General features: G+C 59.0%; 20 protein-coding genes. 7 read left to right on the top strand and 13 right to left on the bottom strand.

Annotation, left to right across the window (positions count from 1 at the left end; all coding sequences use genetic code 11):
- Window positions 1–255: 255 nt before the first annotated feature.
- On the bottom strand, window positions 256–2142 hold the full coding sequence (gene selB / locus HYZ49_17560; GenBank protein MBI3244093.1) for a selenocysteine-specific translation elongation factor: 1887 nt from the start codon (window positions 2140–2142) through the stop codon (window positions 256–258).
- A gap of 6 nt (window positions 2143–2148) precedes the next feature.
- Window positions 2149–3330 carry a hypothetical protein gene (locus tag HYZ49_17555; protein ID MBI3244092.1) on the bottom strand — a complete coding sequence of 394 codons (1182 nt, stop codon included), beginning with the start codon at window positions 3328–3330 and terminating at the stop codon, window positions 2149–2151.
- 76 nt (window positions 3331–3406) lie between these two features.
- Here HYZ49_17555 and HYZ49_17550 point away from each other — a divergent pair, with 76 nt between their 5' ends.
- The 4 genes from HYZ49_17550 (at window position 3407) to HYZ49_17535 (ending at window position 8928) form a co-directional block, all read left to right on the top strand.
- On the top strand, window positions 3407–4510 hold the full coding sequence (locus HYZ49_17550) for a glycosyltransferase family 4 protein (protein ID MBI3244091.1): 1104 nt from the start codon (window positions 3407–3409) through the stop codon (window positions 4508–4510).
- A 142-nt stretch (window positions 4511–4652) separates the two neighbouring features.
- The gene (locus HYZ49_17545; GenBank protein MBI3244090.1) at window positions 4653–5411 is read left to right on the top strand and encodes a glycosyltransferase; all 759 of its coding nucleotides are present in this window, start codon (window positions 4653–4655) and stop codon (window positions 5409–5411) included.
- A 300-nt stretch (window positions 5412–5711) separates the two neighbouring features.
- Complete coding sequence (locus tag HYZ49_17540) at window positions 5712–6401, top strand: response regulator transcription factor (GenBank protein MBI3244089.1); 690 nt, start codon at window positions 5712–5714, stop codon at window positions 6399–6401.
- Window positions 6402–6687: 286 nt separating this feature from the next.
- Window positions 6688–8928 (top strand): GAF domain-containing protein, encoded by a 2241-nt coding sequence (locus tag HYZ49_17535; GenBank protein ID MBI3244088.1) that lies wholly within the window; start codon window positions 6688–6690, stop codon window positions 8926–8928.
- Window positions 8929–9109: 181 nt separating this feature from the next.
- Here the strand turns inward: HYZ49_17535 and HYZ49_17530 are convergent, their stop codons facing one another.
- From HYZ49_17530 to HYZ49_17500, 7 genes are all read right to left on the bottom strand, one after another.
- Complete coding sequence (locus HYZ49_17530; protein MBI3244087.1) at window positions 9110–9625, bottom strand: hypothetical protein; 516 nt, start codon at window positions 9623–9625, stop codon at window positions 9110–9112.
- Window positions 9626–9830: 205 nt separating this feature from the next.
- The gene (locus tag HYZ49_17525) at window positions 9831–10499 is read right to left on the bottom strand and encodes a response regulator transcription factor (GenBank protein ID MBI3244086.1); all 669 of its coding nucleotides are present in this window, start codon (window positions 10497–10499) and stop codon (window positions 9831–9833) included.
- A gap of 9 nt (window positions 10500–10508) precedes the next feature.
- Window positions 10509–10712 carry a hypothetical protein gene (locus HYZ49_17520; GenBank protein MBI3244085.1) on the bottom strand — a complete coding sequence of 68 codons (204 nt, stop codon included), beginning with the start codon at window positions 10710–10712 and terminating at the stop codon, window positions 10509–10511.
- Window positions 10709–11383, bottom strand: a complete 675-nt coding sequence (locus tag HYZ49_17515; protein ID MBI3244084.1) for a restriction endonuclease — start codon at window positions 11381–11383, stop codon at window positions 10709–10711. The genes HYZ49_17520 and HYZ49_17515 overlap by 4 nt, the downstream gene beginning before the upstream one ends.
- A 92-nt stretch (window positions 11384–11475) precedes the next feature.
- Window positions 11476–11688 carry a DUF2283 domain-containing protein gene (locus HYZ49_17510; protein MBI3244083.1) on the bottom strand — a complete coding sequence of 71 codons (213 nt, stop codon included), beginning with the start codon at window positions 11686–11688 and terminating at the stop codon, window positions 11476–11478.
- Window positions 11676–11981, bottom strand: coding sequence for a DUF4258 domain-containing protein (locus tag HYZ49_17505; protein MBI3244082.1), 306 nt, complete (start codon window positions 11979–11981; stop codon window positions 11676–11678). The genes HYZ49_17510 and HYZ49_17505 overlap by 13 nt, the downstream gene beginning before the upstream one ends.
- 32 nt (window positions 11982–12013) lie before the next feature.
- A complete protein-coding gene (locus tag HYZ49_17500) occupies window positions 12014–14275 on the bottom strand; it encodes a GAF domain-containing protein (protein MBI3244081.1) in 2262 nt (753 codons plus the stop codon).
- A gap of 341 nt (window positions 14276–14616) precedes the next feature.
- Between HYZ49_17500 and HYZ49_17495 the strand changes: the two genes are divergently transcribed.
- Entirely contained in the window at window positions 14617–15651 is a 1035-nt protein-coding gene (locus HYZ49_17495) for a molybdopterin-dependent oxidoreductase (GenBank protein ID MBI3244080.1), read from the top strand.
- On the opposite strand, the gene vanZ is transcribed toward HYZ49_17495, so the two are convergent.
- The 3 genes from vanZ to HYZ49_17480 form a co-directional block, all read right to left on the bottom strand.
- Window positions 15611–16489: a VanZ family protein gene (vanZ, locus tag HYZ49_17490; GenBank protein ID MBI3244079.1), complete on the bottom strand. Its 879-nt coding sequence runs from the start codon at window positions 16487–16489 to the stop codon at window positions 15611–15613. The two genes, HYZ49_17495 and vanZ, sit on opposite strands and share 41 nt — an antisense overlap.
- A 116-nt stretch (window positions 16490–16605) precedes the next feature.
- Entirely contained in the window at window positions 16606–17313 is a 708-nt protein-coding gene (locus HYZ49_17485; protein MBI3244078.1) for a hypothetical protein, read from the bottom strand.
- 1 nt (window position 17314) lies between these two features.
- Complete coding sequence (locus tag HYZ49_17480) at window positions 17315–17797, bottom strand: hypothetical protein (protein MBI3244077.1); 483 nt, start codon at window positions 17795–17797, stop codon at window positions 17315–17317.
- A 330-nt stretch (window positions 17798–18127) separates the two neighbouring features.
- On the opposite strand from HYZ49_17480, the gene HYZ49_17475 reads away from it, so the two are divergent.
- Together HYZ49_17475 and HYZ49_17470 are read left to right on the top strand one after the other, a co-directional pair.
- Complete coding sequence (locus tag HYZ49_17475) at window positions 18128–18859, top strand: response regulator transcription factor (protein MBI3244076.1); 732 nt, start codon at window positions 18128–18130, stop codon at window positions 18857–18859.
- Window positions 18856–21018 carry a hypothetical protein gene (locus HYZ49_17470; GenBank protein MBI3244075.1) on the top strand — a complete coding sequence of 721 codons (2163 nt, stop codon included), beginning with the start codon at window positions 18856–18858 and terminating at the stop codon, window positions 21016–21018. The genes HYZ49_17475 and HYZ49_17470 overlap by 4 nt, the downstream gene beginning before the upstream one ends.
- Before the next feature lie 200 nt (window positions 21019–21218).
- On the opposite strand, the gene HYZ49_17465 is transcribed toward HYZ49_17470, so the two are convergent.
- On the bottom strand, window positions 21219–21389 hold the full coding sequence (locus HYZ49_17465) for a hypothetical protein (protein ID MBI3244074.1): 171 nt from the start codon (window positions 21387–21389) through the stop codon (window positions 21219–21221).
- Between the last annotated feature and the right edge of the window lie 139 nt (window positions 21390–21528).

Raw genomic sequence — 21528 nt, 5'->3', positions numbered from 1 at the left:
CCGGTTTCTGTTGTTGCGAGATCGAATAATAGATCAGCCCGGCGATGATCACCACTGCCCCGCCGATCACCCACCAATTAACTTTGATCGGCTCCCCGGCCTGGCCGCCCCCGCCCGAACCTTTGTGTTGTTTGGTTGTCTTGTTCTTGTTTTTCTTCTTGGACATTCTCTTCTCCACGTCAGAATTTGCTGAGGCGGATTATACTCCACTCATTTCTTCTTTCGTATCCGCTCAATTCGATAAATCCGTTGACCCTATTTCAACACCCGCTCGTCGCCCCTGCGAACCGTAATTCCAACCGCATCCAAATGCTCCAAAAAGGCCAGGGCGTATTTGCGGCTGGTGCTGAACATGTCGCGGAACTGGGCGACGGTGAGGGACGGGTTGGCGGCCAAATGTCGGCGCACGGCGGCCACGAGCGCGTCGTAAGTGCTTCTCAGGAACAACACCTCGGGCGAGACCTGGGCGAGATCGCCGCGCTCAATCAACACGGCCAGCACATCGTCGCCCACCATCGCCGCCGAGTCTTTCACCGAAGGTGTGTTGTACGGGTCACGACGAAAAGCGGCCAGGAGCGAGTCGGCGCTGGCTTGCTGGGCAGGCGTTAGTTTGATCTCGTGGGTCGCCAGCCGGACGAAGGCCCCGGCCTCGGCCACACGGCCTTCAGCAACTGCGCGGGCGATGAAGGCGTTGAAGACTTTGGGCGCGAGCTTGAGGCGGCTCTTGAGTTCTTCGCGCGAGAGGCCGATCTTGAGCGGGTGCGAGGCGTGATAAGCCGTAAGTAGGTCGGTGGCTTCGCGAGTCAGGCGGGCCAGGGTTGCGCGTGAGAGAACAAGAGCATTGCTAGCCGGCAACGTGCCTTCGAGAGTGAGCAAATCGCCGGTCATCGCCAGTTCCCCCAACGCTTCGGCAGTAGCGGAGGCATCCAGCCCGGCTTTGGCAATCGCCGCCGAGAACGGGCCGGGGCCGAGCGCATCCACCGCTTGCAAAAGAATCTCGCCCGGCGTACCGCGCAAGAGCGTTTGCAGGCGGTTGAGGACGGTTGCGTCCTGTCGTTTGTGTTTGCGGGCCGGGTGCGGCTCGACGATAACGCCGCCGCCGATGGTGGCCCCGGGCGAGGGTCGGCGCAGAATGAAACGGTCGCCTTTGGTGACAACGACGGGCGCTGACAAGACAATCTGCAACCAGCCGGTCTCGCCGGGCGGCAGGGCCTCGCCGCTCAACACGCGAGCGCGGGCCACTGTCTCCGACGCGCCGACGAAGAGTTTGACTTCGGCGTTGTGTTTGAGGGACGCCTCGGCTTCGGCTAAATGGCGAAATTGAACGTCAAGCAGATCGGTCAAGCGGAGAGTGTCAGGGTGGCACACCACTTCGCCGCGTTGAATGTCGGCGACCTGGACGCCGGTCAGGTTGACGGCCACACGGCTTCCGGGCACGGCCCGGTCGAGTTTGGTCTTGTGCGTTTGCAGGCCGCGAACGCGGGCCGGGCGATTGGAGGGCAGGACGAGGACTTCGTCGCCGACGGACAGTGAGCCGTCCATCAACGTTCCAGTGACGACGGTGCCAAAACCGGCGATGGTGAACACGCGATCGATGGGCAGGCGCGGACGGGCCAGGTCGGGGCGGGCCGGGACGGCGGCCAAACATTTGACGAGGGCGGCGCGCAGGTCGTCGAGTCCCCGGCCACTGCGGGCCGACACGGGAATGACGGCGGCCCCGTCCAGAGCCGTTCCTTTGATCAGTCCCCTCACCTCTTCGGAAATCAGATCGAGCCACTCATCCGACTCGGCTAAGTCGGCTTTGGTGAGGGCGACCACGCCGTTGTTGATTTGCAGTAGATCGAGGATGGCCAGGTGTTCGCGAGTTTGCGGCATCACGCCCTCGTCGGCGGCCACCACGAAGAGGGCGGCGTCAATGCCGCCCACCCCGGCCAGCATGTTCTCGATGAAGTCGCGATGTCCGGGAACGTCAATCACGCCCACCGGCTCGCCGTTTGGCAGGTTGAACCAGGCGAAGCCGAGATCAATCGTCATCTCGCGTTCGCGTTCTTCTTTGAGGCGGTCGGGGTGAGTGCCGGTGAGGGCCTGAACGAGCGCCGACTTGCCGTGGTCTACGTGGCCGGCGGTGCCAATGACGCGCATAAAGTGCTAACGAACTTTCGTCAGCGTTTGATCATACTCGGCCACCAGTTCACGGGCCAGGTTGAAGACGGCCTGCAAGCGCGCCTGATCGATGGCCTGCATGCCGCGAACGGTTTCGCGAAGGTCGGGCAGTTGTTCTTCGATGGTCGCCAGGCGATCGGCGATTTTGCCCGACTGGCGGTCGTGGTCGCGCCATTGCTCGTCACGCAACAGCATGTGGGTCGTCCAGCGTTTCTGCTCGTCGGCCAAAAAGGCGTTCCACTCCTGCCGGAAGCGCTCTTCGCTCAAGCGTTGAATTTCGGCGGCTTCGGCAATGCGGCGGTCGGTGCGCTCGGTGTGGAGGTAATAATCTTCAATGGCCTTCTTCATCTGACGGTGAGTCTCGCCATACACTTCCATCCGCCGCGAAAAGTCTTCGGTGTCGCGGACGACGGTTTCGGCGCGTTGTTTGAGGTCGTTCCAGGCGCGCTCGCGTTCGGCGCCGGCCACGGCCTGTGTCTCCATCCAGGCCATTTGCGAGAGTTTGCGGTCGTTTTCAAGGGCCAGCATTTCACCCACTCGCATGTCGTTGCGCCGCACCAGGTCTTCCAGGATTTCCAGCTTGGTTCTGTTCTCGTCGCCGCGCTTGCGCAGTTCGGGCAATTCGGCCTGAACGTCCACCACGCGCTTGGCATCCTGGCGGCGGCCTTCTTCCAGCGCGGCCATCGAACGGCCGCGTTCTTCGTCGCGGCGGGCGACTTCTGTGACCTTCGTTTGCAGTTCGGTCATCAGCTTGTTCATCCGCCGCTCTTCTTCCTTGCGGGCGGCGATGTCCTGCTCCAGGCGCGGCAAGGCGTCCAGCGCCTTCCGCACCTCGGCCAAAACCCGGTTCGTCCCCTCGCGCTCGATCTTCCGCAAACGCTCCTGCTCGCGTTCGCTGTCGGCCCGGCGCGATTCAAGGGTCTCGATCTGCTTGGTCACGTCGGCCCGCACCTGGCCCAGCAGGGTATCAATCACGTTTGTCCGGTTGGCAGTGGTCACGGCTTTGGTGATGTCGCCGTCCATGCTCTTCAGGCGTTGCTCGAGCGTTGTCTTGTCCTTCTCCAGCGCCGCAATTCGCTCGGTGAGCGTCGTAATCTTCTGTTGATCCTTCTGGCGTTCTTTATCCAGCCAATCGAGTCGCTGTATCAACTGATGAATTTCTTCCATAAATATCCACCTCCAACAGATGACGAAGATTATAGCCCAGACGCTCCCCAGCGCAAAAACTGGTATCATCCGGCTGATGAAAATCGGCCTCGATGCCCGTCTCACCTACTACACGCGCGGCGGAATCGCTTTCTACATTCGGCAACTGGCGGCAACCCTGCCCGGCCTCGACCCGGCCAACGACTACCTCATCTTCCACTCGCGCAAAGCCAGCGAGACTCTAACCCTCCCCGCTGGCGCGAACGCCCGCCGCGCCGACTGCTGGACGCCTGCCCATCATCGCCTCGAACGGCTTGCGCTGGGCGTTGAGCTTCTGCCACAGGGCCTCAGCCTCCTGCACTCCCCCGACTTCATCCCGCCGCTCGGCCTCTTTCGCTCCGTCATCACCATTCACGACCTCACCTTCCTGCGCTATCCGCAATTTCTCACCGCCCAGAGCAGGCGCTACTACAACGATCAGATTCACGAGGCAGTGAAAAGGGCCGATGCGATCCTGACGGACTCAAATGCCACCCGCGCCGACGTGCTCGAACTCCTCGGTGTGGCCGCCGACAAAGTCGTCACCGTTCATCTTGCCCCCGACCCGATCTTTCAACCCCGGCCTGGTGAGGCTGTTGAACCTGCTCCGGCGCGCCTGAATCTTCCCCAACGTTATTTATTGTTCGTCGGCACCTTCGAGCCGCGCAAAAACGTGCCTGGCCTCTTAACTGCCTACGCCCAGTTGCCGCTCGACGCGCCGCCTCTCGTCCTCGCCGGCAACAAAGGCTGGCTCTTCGACGATGTTGTTGCCCTCATTGACAAGCTTCAACTCAAAGACCGCGTCTATTTCCGGCCAGACTTCGCCGCCGCCGACCTGCCCGCCCTTTATCACGGCGCAATCGCCCTCGTCCTGCCCTCACACTACGAAGGCTTCGGCCTGCCCGTCCTTGAAGCCTTTGCCTGTGGCACGCCGGTCGTCATCGCCAACCGCGCCTCCCTGCCCGAAATCGCCGGCGGCGCCGCCGCCCTTTGCAACCCCGACGACCCGGCCAGCATCGTCGGCGCAATTGAAAGCATACTGTCAGATTCCGCTTATCGTTTATCGCTTATCGCGAAAGGCCATGCTCGCGTGAAAGACTTCTCGTGGGAAAAGTGCGCCAGAGAAACGTTGGCCGTCTATCGAAAAGTCATCAACCAATAGAACGCTGATGAACGCAGATAAAACGCTGATCTTCGCTGATTTTTTTTCAAAATATCTGCGTGAATCTGCGTAATCTGCGTTCTAATTTCTTGCCTCGTGAGTAGTTACAAGCCTGCTCACTGTTTACCCTCCACTGTCCACTGTGAATCTTCTCTTCCTCACCCCGCAACTCCCGCACCCGCCCCGGCAGGGAACCGCCATCCGAAACTGGGGACTCATCAAGAGCCTCGCCGCCCGGCACGCAATCACTCTGCTGGCCTTTGCCGAAAAAGACGAGCCAATCACGCCCGAGCTTCGCGCCGCCTGCCAACGCATTGAAATCGTGGCCCCGCCCCGGCGAACTCGCTTGCACCGCCTCCGCGATCTCTTTCTTTCAGCCCGGCCCGATCTTGCCCACCGTCTGGCCTCGCCCGCCTTCAGCGCCCGCCTTGAAACCCTCCTGCAAGCCGGATCGTTCGACGTCCTTTTCGTCGAAGGCCTTGAACTTGCTCCTTTCCTGCTCGAAACTCAATCCTCATCGCTCATCACCGTCTTCGACGCTCACAACTGCGAAACCGTCCTCCAGCGCCGCGCCTTCGAGACCGACTTGCGTCAACCCCGTCGCTGGCCTGCCGCTCTATACTCGCTCATTCAGGCGAACAGGCTGGCGCGCTTCGAGGCGCAGGTTTGCCAGCGGGCCGCCCACGTCACCTGCGTCTCCGCCGAAGACGCCGCCGCCCTGCGCGGCCTCGCTCCGACCCTCAACCCGGCCCCGGGCAGGGCCAGCCCGCGCGTCATCCCCAACGGCATCTTCCTTTCAGACTACGCCCAACCACCCGACTACTCGACTACCCGCCCTCATTTGATTGGCATTCTCAAGGTCAGACAAATATTCATTCGTTGTTTCAATTGTATTTGCTGATGATCGAACAGATACCGCTGATGCTGATGATCGAACAGATACCACGAGGCCGAGGGGTTCGCCCGCGCCGTCCTGACGTTGATCAACGACCCAGCCAGGCGGGCGGCGCTGGGCGAGGCCGGTTACAAATTCGTCGGCGGCTACGACTGGGGAACAATTGTGCCAGAGGTGGAGAGGTTAATTGTCGCCAAACCATAGACGGGTTGCGTCAAAGCATAGGCGTTTGTACTGAATCTCGGTACTGGGTATTGTATTTGGCGATCAATCTTGCTATGCTGTTGACAAGGAAGTGAGATCGCTATGACTACAAAAACCCGAGTGGCAATCCTGGACGATCATCAGAGCATTGTAGACGGCTACCTGGCGCGGCTGAAAGAGACTTCGCAGATTGAAGTCGTCGGCACGGCCTATTTTGGCTCGGATCTGGAGCCGCTGTTGGCCGAGCACGAAGTGGACGTGCTGATGTTGGACGTTAACGTGCATACCTCGCCTGAGAACACCAACCCTTACCCGATCCTGCACGTCATCCCGCAAATTCTTCAGACTTATCCAAACATCAATATCCTGGTGGTTTCGATGATCGGCGAACGCGCTCTGATCCGGGCGGTGATGGACGCCGGGGCCAGCGGCTACATTCTCAAGGAAGACCGCACAGCTATTCAGCAATTGGGGCCAGTTGTGCTTTCGGTGGCCGGCGGCGGCATTTACCTCAGCCAGCAGGCGCACCAACTCCTCTTCCGACGCCAGCTTCAAGAGCTTGATCCGGGTCTGACTCCCCGCCAGTTGGAGGCGCTCTCGTTGTGCGCCGCTTACCCTGAAAGCACGCTGGTGGAACTGGCCACCAAAATGGGGGTGATGAACTCTACCGCCCGCAATTTGCTCTCCGGCGCGTACATGCGGCTGGGGGTGCGCAACCGCAATGCCGCCATTGCCAAGGCCCAGCAACTTGGGCTGATCACGCCGCCCCAGGAAAAAATCCTGCAGGCATGACCTATAACACATTAAAGCTTATCGGGAATAACATTAGGACGCTCCCCAACCGCATCCTTCGCGAAGCATTCCGGTGGGACGCGGTTGCCCGAAGGGGCCTGCGAGGACGCGGGCTATGAGCTTATTTTCAATAAAATCTATTGCAATTGGATAGACGAGACCGACGCGGTTTTCGCGCAGCGTACCGCGTCGGTCTGCTGTTTGTCATTTAAAAGCTCACCACATCTCTGAAACTTCAGTCTATAATTCGCCTCGCTCCGGCAGCCATCCTCTATCGCCGGCTCTTATGATGAGACTCTCGCCGCGCCTGCAACAAATTTTGGAACAAAGCCTCGCCGGGCTGGTGCTGGGCGTCATCGTTTTTTACACCTACGCCTTTTTTGTCATTGCCCCTTACAGCGGCTTCCACTGGAATTCCGACGGGCAGGTGGAAGAAATCTTTGTCCCCTCGCCGCTGCAGATTGGCGATGTTATGCTGCAAATCGGCCCTCTCACGATGCCAGAGATTTATTTAGATATACGCCAGTCCATTTTCCTGGGCCTTCAGCCCGGCGACCTGATCTCAATCCGCTTCCAACGCGATGGCCTAACCCAAACCATTCAATATAAGTTTCCCGGATACAACCTGGCTGAATTCCTGCGCCGCCTCAGTGGCCAGTGGTGGCTGGCTTTTGTCTTTTGGTTCTTCGGCCTCATCACCCTTTTGGCGCTTCGGCCCAAAGACACCCGTTGGCGATTGTTTCTGGCCTTCAATTTTCTAATGGCCTTCTGCTTTGCCACCAGCACGGCCTCTGAGCATCACTTGCTGGAAAGCGCCGTCCTGTTGAGAATGGGGATCTGGTTAAGCCTACCTGTTTATCTGCACCTGCACTGGGTACTGCCCAGGCCGGTTGCCTCTCTGCCCAAAATTGTCTGGCCTGTTCTGCACTTAGGCGGCGTTGCCTTTGCCCTGGCCGAGCTATTGCAGTTGCCCCACCCCGGCCTTTACTCGATAGGCTTTACATTCGCCGTGTTCGGGAGCGTGTTGATCTTATTGGGTCGTGTCATTTTCAAAAAAGGCCAACGAAAGCAGTCCAGTCTGCTCCTGCTGGCCGCCATGCTGGCCCTCCTGCCTTCGGCTCTCACCTCAATGAAGCTACTCGCCGAAACTGGTGTTTATCCTTTGTTCTTTCTCCCAATCCTGCCGGCGGCCTATCTCTACTCAGCCTATCACCGGCAACTGAGCGGCCTGGAAATTCGGGGCAACCGCCTCGTTTCTTTGTACCTTTTTCTCCTGGTGTCTGGCCTGGGCATGATGTTGCTCATCCCGTTGGCCGACGACTTTCTCAATATCCCGACCGGCATTCTTTTCGTCGGCGTCTTCTTTAATTTGCTCATTGTCGTCGTCGTCATCTTCACCTACAAACCCTTTCAGCATTTTGTCGAGAAGCGGCTACTCCACATCCCCATGTCGCGCACCGAAATGCTGGAAAACTTCCCCGGGCAAATTGCCGCCAGCCCCGACACCGCCACCCTCATCCGCCTGGTTCAGCGCGAGATTCTGCCATCCCTTCTCATCCACCAATCTCTTCTCCTGGATTGCCGCGATGAGCTTTTAGTAGTCATTGACGCCGTCGGCGTCCCGCCCGAGTCCATCCCGTATTATCCCGACTTGCCTACCCTCCTTTCGCTGAAGCAGGAGCGCCTCTCTGCCAACGATCACAACTCTCACCCATTCTACGGTTGGATCCGGCTGGTGCTCCCGCTGGCCGTCGGCCAGAAAGTGGTCGGGGTGTGGGTGCTCGGTCGCCGCGACCCCGACGATGACTACAGCCCGAACGATGTGGCCGCCCTGCAGGCGCTCGCCAGTCAAATGGCCATCGCCCTGAATCACATCACCCAAACCGATCATCTGCACGCCCTCTATCAGGCCAATATTGATCGGCGCGAAAACGAGCGCGCCGACCTGGCCCGCGAACTGCACGACAACGTTCTCAACCAGATGGCGGTGCTAAAAATGGAGTTTGACAAGATATCCCTTTCAACGGACTTCCTGCAACACTGGGACGACACCATCCTCAATTTGCGCGAGGTGGTCAGCGGCCTGCGCCCGGCCATTTTGAACTACGGCCTTTACGTCGCCCTCAAGGCTCTGGTGGACGACTTGAACGACCGCACAAACGAAAACCCGCTGCTGGTGCTCGACATTCCCGAAAGCGACATCCGCTATGATTTGCAGATGGAGCAACATCTGTATCGCATCGTTCAGCAAGCGTGCGAGAACGCCTTGCAACATGCGCGGGCCAACACCATCCGCCTTCACGGCCAGTTGGAGCCGGGGCGCGTTTCGCTGATGATTGAAGATGACGGGGTGGGGTTTGAACCCGGCCAGCAGTTGGACCTGAACGGCTGGCTGGCCAACAAACACTACGGGGTGGCCGGGATGTTTGAACGCGCGGCGCTGGTGAGCGCCAACCTGCAAATTTATTCAACACCCCAGCGCGGAGCGCGAGTGCAAATTTTGTGGGCGCACAACAACCACAGGTAAGTTGTGTCCTTCGCTGCTCAACTTTGTGAAAATGAGGAGACCGGCGTCCCTGGAGCAATTAGACCGACGCGGTACGCTGCGCGAAAACCGCGTCGGTCTCGTCAATCCAACTGCAATTTGCTATAGATGCCGATGCGGAACCTGCATCCGGGGATGCCGTCTCCTCAAGCGGCGGGCTTCTTTACCTGCTTTGCACCCAGTTGCCGTCACTCCAAAACTGCAAACGCTGGCCGGAGTCTCCGCCGTTCAAATTCACCCGGTACATGCCGCGCCAATCGGCGCACACCCAGCCGGCGGGCGCCCCGTCCGGCCCGGCCAGCACTGCCGTGCGGCAGGCCACGTCCGCCGGAGAATCCACCCACTCCAAATACTCGGTTGAAGCCAGAAGGCCTTTGGTCGTCAACTGGCTTTGCAGCCACGCTAGCGATGCCGTCTGACCGGGCTGGCAAGGGTTGTCGCCAACGGTGTACAACGCCAATCCCTGTTGCGTCGGCTCACACAGGTTGATCCATTCGAGGCGGACGAACGTCGGTTGCGAGGTCACTTTCACCGTGACCGGGGCCGGGTTAGCCGTTGTTGCTGTCGTCGAAAATCCGCCGAAGGCAACTTGCGCTATTCGCCAGACCAGCCCGGCCAGCAAGACGAGCATGGCAAGTTTGGCGAAACTGCGGCGGGTGTCGGCAAGCGTGGTTTCCATCTGGCAATCCTCCCTGTTTTGTTGAGGCGAACGCTTCGCCCCGACTTGCAAGCAGGATATGACAGTCGGCGTGCCGAGTCGAGATGGACGTTGGTGAAACGAGCTGGATGCGACGGGGAGGCCGTCGGTGACGGTGGGCGGCACGTTCGTGCCGACATTCGAGACCCTAAGGGTTTTTGGAAACCCTTAGGGTCTGAAGCGCCAACTACTGCAACTCTTCCTTATGCTCAAACCACCAGCGCACAGCCTCCGCCCGGCTGGCAACGCCGGTGCGGCGAAAGATGCGCTGGACGCCCTTCTTCACCGCATCTTCCTTGATGCCCAAACGATAGGCAATTTGCTGGTTGGTCAGCCCTTCTTCGGAGACCAGTTTGAAGATGGCGAAGTCGCGCTCGGAGAAAAGCTCGGACGAGGCGGCGGGCGCGCTGGCGGCGACAGCGGGCAAATCGCCGGCGGGCAGGCGCGATAGCAAAAAATATCCCTTCAGCGCCAAACGCAAAGCATATTCCACTTCAGCGCCCGAGGGCCGGTCATCCTTGTGGATCATCGAAACGCGCCAGCCGAGCAGTTTGCGCAGAAGCCCGGCATCGGTGTCTTTGGAAGTGAGCACGATCATCGGCAGGACGCGCTCCTGGTCGGCGGCAATTTTTTCGACCAGACCCAGCCCTTCTTTCAGCGAGTGGGTGGGCGGCAGAGCCAGATCAACCAGCATGGCGTCGTACTGCTTGCGGGCCAGCATCTGCAAAGCCGTTGCCACGTCCGGCGCGTTCTCAAGCAGAACCTGCGGCTGTAGCTCAAACCGCAGGCCTTCGTAGTATTGCGGGTAATCTTCAACCATCAAGACGTTGAGGACAGGGCGGTGGTGGTCGGTCATTGGCAACCCCTAAATTGATTCCCGCTTTTGCAGGCTTTCCGGCGGCACAAAGCGAATGACAATTTCCCCGTCATCGTCCCCTTGAATTTTGATGCGCTTTGCGGTTAGAGCAATCACAACCGCCGCTACCGGATAAACATAGTCGCCACCCGGGATACGCTTCCACCAAATTACTTTGTCGCCTGGTTTGAAGTTCACGCCAATTTGACTCATAGGCTTCTGATTAATCTCTCGTAGAGCTTATCTCTATCGACGAGTTCGAGCCGATAAGGAAGGAACTGCCGAATCAGAGCATCTTCGGCCAACCGAGGGGCAAAAGACGATGTGGTTGTGAAAATCGCTTTTGTTGCATTTAGATCGGCACTCAGAACCCCAAGAAGTGCTCTCACTTCGTCGGCCTTCACAACATGACCAGGATTGTAAGCTTTGACCTGTTCAATGAAACGCACTGCCCCGAATCCGCGCTTTATAGCAATAACATCTCGACCAAGATCGCTGGAACGGGGCGTGAGTATTACCTCATCAAAACCGGCTTTATCATAAACGGCCGCCACAATTTCTTCCCATTGTCTTGGGGAGATGTTGACTGCAAATTGTGGATCACTATGAAGTCGGCGTATAACCTCACGATAGACTGGCTCTACTAGAGTGATTACTTGGCCCTCAAGCACACTTCGCTCATAAGTAACAATTGCACCGAAAGACAAAGGCACTGCGTTGGCTGGTATGACTTCGAGGCGTGCAGTAGCCCATGAGGATCCGTAAGCAGTTGCAACCAGTTCTACGATTCGGCCGGTAGCCCCGCATTTGGGACATGGCATCCGTTCATTTGGGTCTTCTTCGAATTCAGTTTTACAAGAAGCGCATTTAGCCATGATTTTCACAGGGAACTGCTATGTTTGCATTTAAGCAGTGCAGGGCGACCTCGACCTATGCTTTTAGAGACTCTACGCTGGCTTGGCATGTACCCGTGTTTTCACGCGGCGACGGTTTCAAAGGCCACCTGCAAATGCCTGGGCCTGGCAATCGAAAAATTCAATTTCTCGAAGCCGATGACTTTCCCGTCTTTGTCTTTCATCAGGATAACCTCGTCGCCGGTTTCTTCGGCGACATATTCGTCCTGGGGATTACCAAACCAAACTGTAAGCGTATTGCCAACTTCATCGTAAAATACTTTTACTTGGGCCATATCAATTCTCCTTCTTTGATGGCGTCGGTTGGGTAAGCAGTAATCAAAAAACCTTCATCATCAAGCCGTTTGGCAACAGCACAGACCCAGCGCCCGATGCGTTCAGGTTTGTAGAACAAGTACACATCCAAATCGCTTTTGCTTCGCCGTATTTCGCTCGGATTTTGAAGCGCTTCCTTTACATCAGCTTCGCGCCCGGCCATGACGGGATGCTTGATGGTGATAATCAATTCCCAATAGGAGCGCGTCACGCGCACGCGAAACCCAAGCGGGGTTAGAACTTCAAACAACATTTCATCCGGCGGCGTGGCGTCAGTCATAGCCTCTATTGTAATCCTAATCCTTCAGTAACCTCTTCCACACTCGTCACATCCGCCAAGCACGGAAACGTCACTTCCAAACGCGTCCCGGCTCCCGGCTGGCTTTCGATAGAACCTTGCGCGGCAAACTGGGCCTGCACCAGTTCCAGCCCTTCAAAGATTCCGTTCGGGCCGTGGCGGGCGGTGGCGGTGTCGAAGCCCGTGCCGTTGTCGGACACTTCCAGGCGAATCTGGGTCGGCTCCAATTCTACAGCAATGTCAATCCGGCGGGCATGGCCGTGAAAGGCGGCGTTGGCAATCGCCTCCATCGCCAAACAGTAAACGGCATCCAGCACTTCAATCGGCAGGTCGTCGGCTTCGGGCGGGATGTCGGTGAAGACGCGGCACGCGCCGCGCGGTTCGACGAACTGGACGATCTTGGTGGCGGCGCGTCTTAGTTCGTCGCTGATTCTGGTCGTGTCCAGTTCGTCGCGCTGGGCCAGGCGGGTGAGCATGGCGGCCATTTCGAGTTTGCGGGCCACCTCCTGCGCCCGCTCAAGTGCGGCCTGGGCCGTGGCCGGGTCGGTCTGCATCACCTCGCGGGCCGAGCCGATCAGGCGGCGCAGGGAGTCGGCGCTGAGGGTCAGCGGGCCGTGCACGCCAAACATCACCCCGCCAAAGGCTTCGTACTTGCGCCAGTGGTCGCGCTCGCGGTTGATCGGTTCGGCGGCCAGGCTGGCAAAGGCTTCGAGCGAGAGCTTGTCGAGCGGCGAAAATTCGCGCGGCGAGCGATAGAGCAGAAACAACACGCCAACCCTTTCACTGCGGCTTCCCAATGGCAGGAAGGCCACCGAGCGCACAGCTTCACCGGAGAGAAAGGCGATGTCCGCCGAGCCGGTTCCACCCAGAGTCGAGTCGGCGGTTGCGTCAGTGCTGTAGTAAGGTTCCCAGCGTTCGAGCAAATCAAACAGCACCGAGTCTTCCGTCACCGACAACTGGCGCAGATCATCGGGATGATGAAAGTCGCCGGTGAACAGCGGCGGCATGAGCGGGTAGCCGGTGCCGGGCGCAAGTTGATACAGCGCCACCAGGTCAGCGCCAAAATGCGAGCGCGCCTCGCGGGCGATGGTGTCGAACATCTCTTGAATAGAGGCGCAGTCGCTCAACTGGCTCACGGCCAGCCAGAGGGTGTCGCGCAACCGCTCGGCCTCGTGGCGCGCGTGCTGGCTTCGGGCCAGGGCAATGCCAATCGAGTCGGCCATCAGGTTGAGTTGCTCTTCGTCAATCTCCCAGAACTCAGCCACGTTCTGGCTGATCACGTCGAGCACGCCGACGGCCTGCCCGGCGACGACGACGGGCACGGCCAGAGTCGAGTGCACCCATTCAAACGGCGGTTGACTTTCGTAATGAGGACATTGGTTGACGTTATCCCAACGCTCCGAACGGCGATTCGTCAAAACCGATCCGGAGATGCCGCCGTTCGCGGGGAGGCTTTGATTCTCCCATTTGGCTTTGGGCGTGCCGCGCGCGGCGTATAAAACGAGACGGTTGCTGGCGTGGTCGAGCAGCCACAGCCGCACATGATCGTAGCGCAACCGATAGCCGATCGTTTCGGCAATCGTCTCAAACGACGTTTCGATGTCGGGCGTGTTGGAAAGCTCGTTGGCGATCTGGCGCAGAAGTTCGGTGCGAATTTGCAGAAGGGCGTGGCGGCGAGCCAAATAGAAGTTGGACATGGCCAGCGTGGCCAGCCACAGCGGCGGGGTGAGCACCCCGGCCAGAGTGTTGCTGACCGAGAAGCGCAGAAGCGTGAGCACCAGGCAAGTGAGGAACAGAACCAGAAAGTACGGAACCGTCCGCACCCGTTCGGAGAGGAAGAACAAGGGGAAGATGAAGAGCGGCCAGAGGTGGTTGGCGGCCACGCTGTTGGGGCCGGTGATTCGAATGAAGGCGATGAGGCCAAGGGCGATCAACACCACCGCCAGGCCCGACCACAAGAAGCCCAGGTCAGGCCGGGCCAGCCGCACCAGCCAGTTCTCGGCCCCGCGCAACCACATGCGCTCGGCCCGCCAGAAGATGACGAGGGTGCACACCCCGCCGATGAGGACAAGATCGGCCAGGCGGCGAAGATTGTCGTTGAACAGCAAAGCGTCGCGCACGACGATGCCAATGATGAGCATGACGGCGACGGCGGCGATGGGATAATAAAAGCGCGAGCCGAGGCGCAACATCCAGCGGCGCGGGGCGAGGAAGGGATCGTAGGCAAGGTGCTGGCGGTAGGGTAACATGGCGTAACTCCTGTTGCCCTTTATACTACTGCAAAACCGAACAGACGGGCGGCGCTAAATCGTGCCGGGCGGAGGCACGGTCGTGCTATTTCGACCTGTCAACTTCTTGTCAGCGCTTTATCAGGTCTTCCTGGATAAGTTCTGTTATCGTCACCGTATCAATCGAAACTCGCAACCACTAAAACTTGGCGCTGAGCTTGCATGAACACCATTATTTATCCACAGATTTTCACAGATTAACGCAGATGACCAAAACATAAATCTGCGGAAATCTGCGTAATCTGCGGATCAAAAATCTGGCTTGAACAGCCGCCGATTTTCAGCAGAAGAAAGAAGGTTCCATGAACGGCTGGCTACTCCGCTTCACCAACACTATCATTCTCGCTCTCATCACCCTGCTCACCCTCACCGGCCTGTACGGCCTGATGTGGCCCCTGCCGTCATTGCTGTTTGAAATTCATCGCGGCGCGGGTTGGGCGCTCATTGCCCTCATTCCGTGGAAGAGCCTCATCGCTGTACGCTCGCTCCGGCGCGGCCTGGATCGCCGCTTCGACCGCAGTCTCGTCATCGTCGTTTCTCTCGTTCTGGCAACGCTCGTCGTAACTGTCCTCACCTTCGGGTTAATGTGGGCCTGGCGCGTCGGCCCCGACATATTGTGGCTTGGCGCTTACGGCGACGCGGTGATCTCCTGGCACTGGATGCTGGCGCTGGGACTCTTGATACCACTTGCCATTCACGTTTGGCGACGCTGGCCCCGCCCGAAGCCGGTTGACTTTGCCTCACGCCGTAGCGCGCTCCGGTTTTTGGTTCTGGGGGGAGCCGCCGTGGCCGCCTGGGGCGTGGCTGGAGCAATTTCCCGCGCGCGGCAGAACGCGGAGTCGCCGCGAAGTTCCACCGGCTCGCGTGAAGAAGGGTCGTTCACCGGGCTGGGGTATCCAGTAACAAACACTGTTGGTCAGGGCCAGATCGTCCTCAACCCCGACACGTGGCGGTTGACCGTCGGCGGCGCGGTCAACGCTCCTCTGTCTTTGACTTACGCAGACATGCTTGCCTGGCCACCTTCCGAACTGACTGCGACGCTCGACTGCACCAGCGGCTGGTACACCACTCAAGTCTGGCAGGGCGTGCCGCTCGCCGATTTGCTGGCCCAGGCCGGTCTGCACCCGGAGGCAGTCGGTATTCTGTTGAAAGACGTTTCGGGATACCCGGCCCTCCTGACAATGGCCGAGGCTGGAGAGGTGTTGCTAGCCACCCACGTCGGCGGCCAAACCTTTGATCACTGGCACGGCTTCCCTCTGCGGGCCGTCGTGCCCTCACGGCGAGGCTGGCAGTGGGTCAAGTGGTTGACTGAGATTGAGGTGCTGGCTTCTCTTTGATCCGAAGCTTCAACGCCTGTTCGCTCATCCACCAGAAGAACAACATGCCGCTCAGGTCGCTGAACAGGTCGGCAAAGTCGGCGGTGCGAACGGGCGAGAAGAATTGTGCGCCTTCTTCCAGCACAGCGATGAGGAAGGGGATAAGCACAGCCAGTGGCACAAACTTGATTTTGGCCGAACGGCCCAGCCACAGGTTGAGCCAAAAGGTGACAGCGCCAAACAGGACGAAGTGCAGAATCTTGTCCATCGGCGCTTTGAGCAGGCTGGCGTCCGGCAAAATGGAAAGATAGGCCATCTCACTGATCACGATAACAACCGCCACTTGTATCCAGAGCAACCAGCGCCAGTCGGGCCGGTTCAAGGCAAAGAGGCCGTAGCAGGCCGCCCCGGCCCCCAACCCCACCACCGCCCCGCCCAAAATATCCGAAAAGTAGTGAACGCCAAGATAGACCCGGCTAAAGGCGATCAGGCCCGCCCCGATCAGAGTCGGCAACCACACCCGCCAGCGGCGATAGCTCAACATCAGCACGGCGGCAACGGCAAACGCGGCGGCGGCGTGGCCGCTTGGGAATGAGGGAAAGTTCGGCGTGGGGATGACGGCCCGAACGTCAACCGGGCGCGGGCGCAGAGCCAGAAATTGAAAGGCAAGTGTGAACACTTCGCCAACCAGCAACGCCGCCAAAACAGCAAGCCCAGCCCGACGTTGCTTGGCAACAATCAACAGCACGCCAATCGCCGGAAGCAAGGCCAGCCCGGCGTAGGTGATGATCACCATGATTGCGTCGAGAATCGGATTGGCAAGTGTTTGGTTGAAGAAGATCAGCAGCGTGTCATCCATCCGGGCTGTTTCGTAATTGAGGTTGTTCTTAACTGGAACACAGATAAACCAAATTGGATCAGCGAAAATCTGCGTATTATCCGCGTTCATCCGCGTTCCCGGCTTAGCCCATGCAGTTATGCTATTCCAGCAGACTGCATCCGGTCGAGCTTGCCTCCCCAAATCTGCCAGCTCAAATCTGCAACGGGCGCGGCCATGAGCAAGAGGGCGACGATGAACAGGGGCCAATTAAACCACGTCGGCAACACATTCCGAACGGCTTCCTCGCCAGCGCCCGCAACTCGAATCGTGTCGGCCATAAAAATATAGAGCGCCAAAATTACGCCAACCAGATTCAACCAGCGCGTCAGCCGCCCCGGCCAAAGCGGACGCTCGGGCCGATCAAATTGGGCGATGAGAGTGCCGCCGACGATGAGCAGAACCGAAACTAGCACCGGGGCCAACACCGGCCCCCACCAGGGCAAAGGCAACAAGAAGAGAACGTCCCAATCCAGCAAAGACTTCGGCCAGCCACTCATTGGAACGAGAAAGATGTAATAGAAAATGTCCCAGGCGCCGAAGGCGATCATGGAATAGGCCAAACGACTGCGCCACGTTCCCCCGGCCAGCCAGCCTACAGTGAGCAACATGACCAGGGTGGCCGCTTCGCGCACCAGTTCGACTTGCCCCAGGCCAACCGACACCGGCAGAGGGTTAGGTTGATAAGGGATGATTCGATTCAGCATGACCCGCAGATACAACACCGCCGCCGCTTCGACCCAGGCCATGGCCGCCGCAAAGAAGACGACGGCAAGCCAGCGATTAAATTCGTTCCTGTTCGCCATGCTACTCCTTGACAATTTGAGTGTGAAGATAGGATGTTCCCCATCTCAGCGCGGCCCCAACGTAAGCGCCGACGAAGGCCGGGATGAGGGCAATGAGGGCCTGAAGCGAATTGCCGAAGCTGGGCGGCGGACAATCGAGGCCGGGATGGCACGGCGGCACGTAACCAATTGTCACGCCGATCAAGCTGGCGAAGAACACGCTTCCGCCGATGATGAGCGCCCACTGCCAGGCCTGCCGGGGCAGGAGAAAGCCAAAGATAAACACCGACGGCAACATCAGGATCAGCGCCGCCCAGACTTCGTCGTTGTGCTGATCAACATAGCCAATTAGCGCCGCTATCACAATCGCCGAAATGTAGGGCGCGATGGCGGCGATGAGTTTGTGACGGGCCTTGACCGAAAAGAACAGGCCCAGCGCGGCGACGAGGACTGTGATCAGGAAGAGAGTGAGGAAGGGCAAGCTTTCTTTGGAATTGGCGTTCATGAAGGTCAGTTTCTGTCAACGAATATTGAACCGCTTCGCGTAAACGAATGGATCGCGCTCATCCAGCAAGGCGAGCGCGCTGACGAAAACAAGATAGCGAGAAGGTTGAGCTTGCATAGATCATTCTCCTTCGAGTGAGTTGAGAGGCATCAACATGTAGGCGATAATGATATCAGTTTTCATGGTGGCTCCTTTGTAGGGCAAATTGACGATTTGCCCTACGTTGAAGCCCATCTTACAGAAACCGCCTTGCTCATTCTACCCTTTAGCGTCACAAGCCTGAGCACCTGAGTGCTTGACACATCCCGGCCTTGAAGTACCCTTGAACCCATGCTCAACCTCCTCCTCGTCGAAGACAACGAAAAACTCCGCGCCGCCCTGAAAGCCGGGCTGGAAGGTGAGGCCGTGCACATCGCCCACGACTGCGACTCAGGCGAAGAGGCGCTGGCCCACTGCCTCGCCGAGCCACCCGACGTGATTTTGATGGACGTTCAACTGGCCGGGGAGAAGAACGGCATCCAGGCCGCCGTCGCCATCCGCCGCGAGTTCCCGCGTCTGCCCGTCGTCTTCTACTCCATCCAGGACGACGACAGCTACTACCGCGACTTCCAACGCTCCGGCATCCTCAGCCATTATGCCTACGTTCGCAAATCCAACTACCTCTTGCCGCAAATGATCGTGCCGCTTTTGAAAGATGCCGCCGCCGGGCGCAGTTTCATTGACCCGGAGATCGAGTCGCGGGTGCAGGAGGTTCGTCACAAAGACGAGCAATCGCCGATGGCCTTGTTGGAGCCGAACGAGCAGGCGGTGGCTCGCATGTTGGCCCAGGGCATGACCAACGAGCAGATCGCGGCCCGGCTTGGCTTCCGCGACAAGCGCACCATCAGCCGCACCAACGGCCAAATTTACGCAACCTGGGGTTTGGCCGACAGCGCCACCGACGAAAAGGTGGCCCGCACCCGCGCCGCCGTCATCGCCCGCGAGGGGCGGTTGATTGTTTGGGATGCTGAGGGTGTGGCGAGGGTGATGAATGAGAAGAAGGAGTGGGTGGTGTGGGAATGACCAACAACTTCCTCCTCGACTGGGCCTTGATGGCCGTCTCGCTCTTCAACACCATCCTCCCGCTCTGGCTGGGCCTCACGGTTCTGCTCAACGCCGAACGCCGCAATTGGAGCATCTGGCTGGCCGGTTGCGGCATGATTTTAGCCAGCGCCTTCTTCATCAGCCACTCGGCTATTCTCAGCAACGGCCTCAACAACATCAGCCGCGGCGCAGACTTCTGGTGGCATGTCGGTGGGGTTCCCGTCATCACCCTGCCCTTTATCTGGTATCTGGTTGTGCTCGACTACACCGGCGTGTGGAAGACCAAACAGCAACAGGCTTCGTTCATCGTCACCGTTGCTGTCGCCATTCTCCTCATCGGCCTCGACTTGTTCGCCAACCCCCTGCCCTCCTTCGATCAAGTCGCCCGCTCCGATCTCTCGGCCACCCCCGAAGTTGGCGGCCTCCCCCTCCTCATCCTCATCTACCCGCTCTACATCATGCTCTGCACCGGCCTCTCACTCGCCGCTCTGCGCCGCCCGAGTCCCTCCGAACGCATGATGGGCGACCTCGCTCGCCGCCGCGCCCGCCCCTGGCTCATCACAACATCCATTGTTCTTTTGCTAGTCACTCTGCTCGTCGCCTGGGTGATGGTCTGGGCCATTCAAACCATCCGCTTCAGTTTCGAGCCTGTCATTCTCACCATCGGCGGCTTCGACCTTGTGATCGAAACGCTCATTGGCTTCGCCATCATCTGCATCGGCCAGGCCGTCGTCGCCTACGAAGTCTTCACCGGCAAGACCCTGCCTCGCGGCGGCCTGCTTCGCCAGTGGCGCAACGGCATCATCCTGGCTGCCGGTTACGGCGCCGTCATCAGTTGGAGCTTCACCCTCGAACTGCGCCCCATCTACAGCCTGCTCCTCACCGCCGTGCTCATGACCGTCTTTTATGGCCTATTCAGTTGGCGCTCCTTCGCCGAACGCGAGCGTTACATCAATCACCTGCGCCCGTTCGTCGCCAGCCAGCGCCTCTACGACAACTTGCTCGAACGATCCGACTCGCAAATGGACACGGCGACTCCGTTTTACGCGCTGTGCAGTGACGTGCTTGGGACTCGTCAGGCCCATTTGATTCCGATTGGGACTCTGGCCCCGCTGGTGAAGCCGATGAGTTTTCCATCGGGGCAACCGCCGCCCGCGACAACGGCCTTGTTCTCCAAATTCACCTCTCCGCAACTCGTGGGCCTGCCGCTGAACGCGGCTGAACACGACGGCCTGCTGTGGGCCGTGCCGCTGTGGAGCGAGCGCGGACTGGTTGGCGTTTTACTATTGGGCGAAAAAGTGGACGGCGATTTATACACGCAAGAGGAAATCGAAATCGCCCGCGCCAGCGGCGAGCGGCTGATTGACACCCAGGCCAGCGCCGAACTGGCGCGGCGGCTCATGGGCTTGCAACGCCAGCGCCTGGCCGAGAGCCAATTGCTTGACCGCCGCGCCCGGCGCATCATTCACGACGACGTTCTGCCCTCGCTTCACGCCGCAACGTTGAAGCTTAATGACTCAAATGAAAACCCGCTCGTAGCCCGCGTCCTCGCGGGCGATTCGGCCAACCGCGAGGACGCGGTTGGAGAGCGTTTTCCGGCAGGCGTTAAGACTTCCGAAGTCTTGACGTTGCTCACCGACGCCCATCACCAACTGTCCGACCTTCTGCGCGAGATGCCCGCCGCCGCCGCGCCCGAAGTTGCCCGGCTTGGCCTGATCGGCGCGCTGAGACAGACGGTGAACGAAGAACTGAAAGACGCCTTCGATGAGGTCATCTGGAACATCGAACCTGAAGCCGAAGGCAAAGCCCGCGATCTCCCGCCCCTCACTGCCGAAGTGATCTTCTACGCCGCTCGTGAGGCAATTCGCAACGCGGCCCGCTATGGCCGCGCCGACTCGACTCGGCCTTTGCACCTTCGCCTCACGCTGAACGATTCAACGCTGGTGATTGAAGACGACGGCATTGGCCTCGAAGCTTCGCAAGGAGTCAATCGTGGCAGTGGGCAGGGGCTGGCCCTGCATAGCACGATGATGGCCGTGGTCGGCGGTTCGCTGGCGGTGGAGAGCGCGGCGGGCGAATTCACTCGTGTGTCGTTGGCGTTGCCGAAGAGCGGCCTCCCCGTGCTGTCAACGGATTAATCGGTAGATCGCTAAGCGTCCTGAGCGGAGCGCGGTGTTGTTTCCGCGCGCAGTCGAAGGACGCGGCCCCTTAGGCTATGCTCAGGGTAAGTCTCGCGCCAGCACCGCACCCTTCGACTACAGCCCGCGAACAGCACGCGGGCCTCCGCTCAGGGTGCTACCTTTTCGTGAAATGCTGAGGGTGAACGGATTCGATCCGCCTATTCCGAAGATTCGTGATCTCCCTCCGCCTCCTCTCCCCGCCACTCCGCCAGCTTCTTCCTCACCTTCTTCGCATATTGGTCTTCAATCTCCTCAAGGATTTTAAGCGCAGCTTCAGCATGAGCTTTAGCCTTCTCTTGTTCGCCCAAATTATATAGTGCGAGACTCATATCTCCCGTTTCGAGTAAAATTTTAGGGTTAAAGTTGAATTAGGTGAGTTATGCTGGGGTATATGATACCCCAGCTCCCCATAACCTCGACCCGAATAGATGACATTCCGTTATTGATCGGCATGCTGATTCAAATGGG

The organism is Chloroflexota bacterium, from assembly GCA_016197225.1.
Lineage (GTDB): Bacteria > Chloroflexota > Anaerolineae > Anaerolineales > VGOW01 > VGOW01.
Note: the sequence above shows the minus strand (reverse complement) of the source record. Positions and strands in the feature narration are given on the sequence as shown.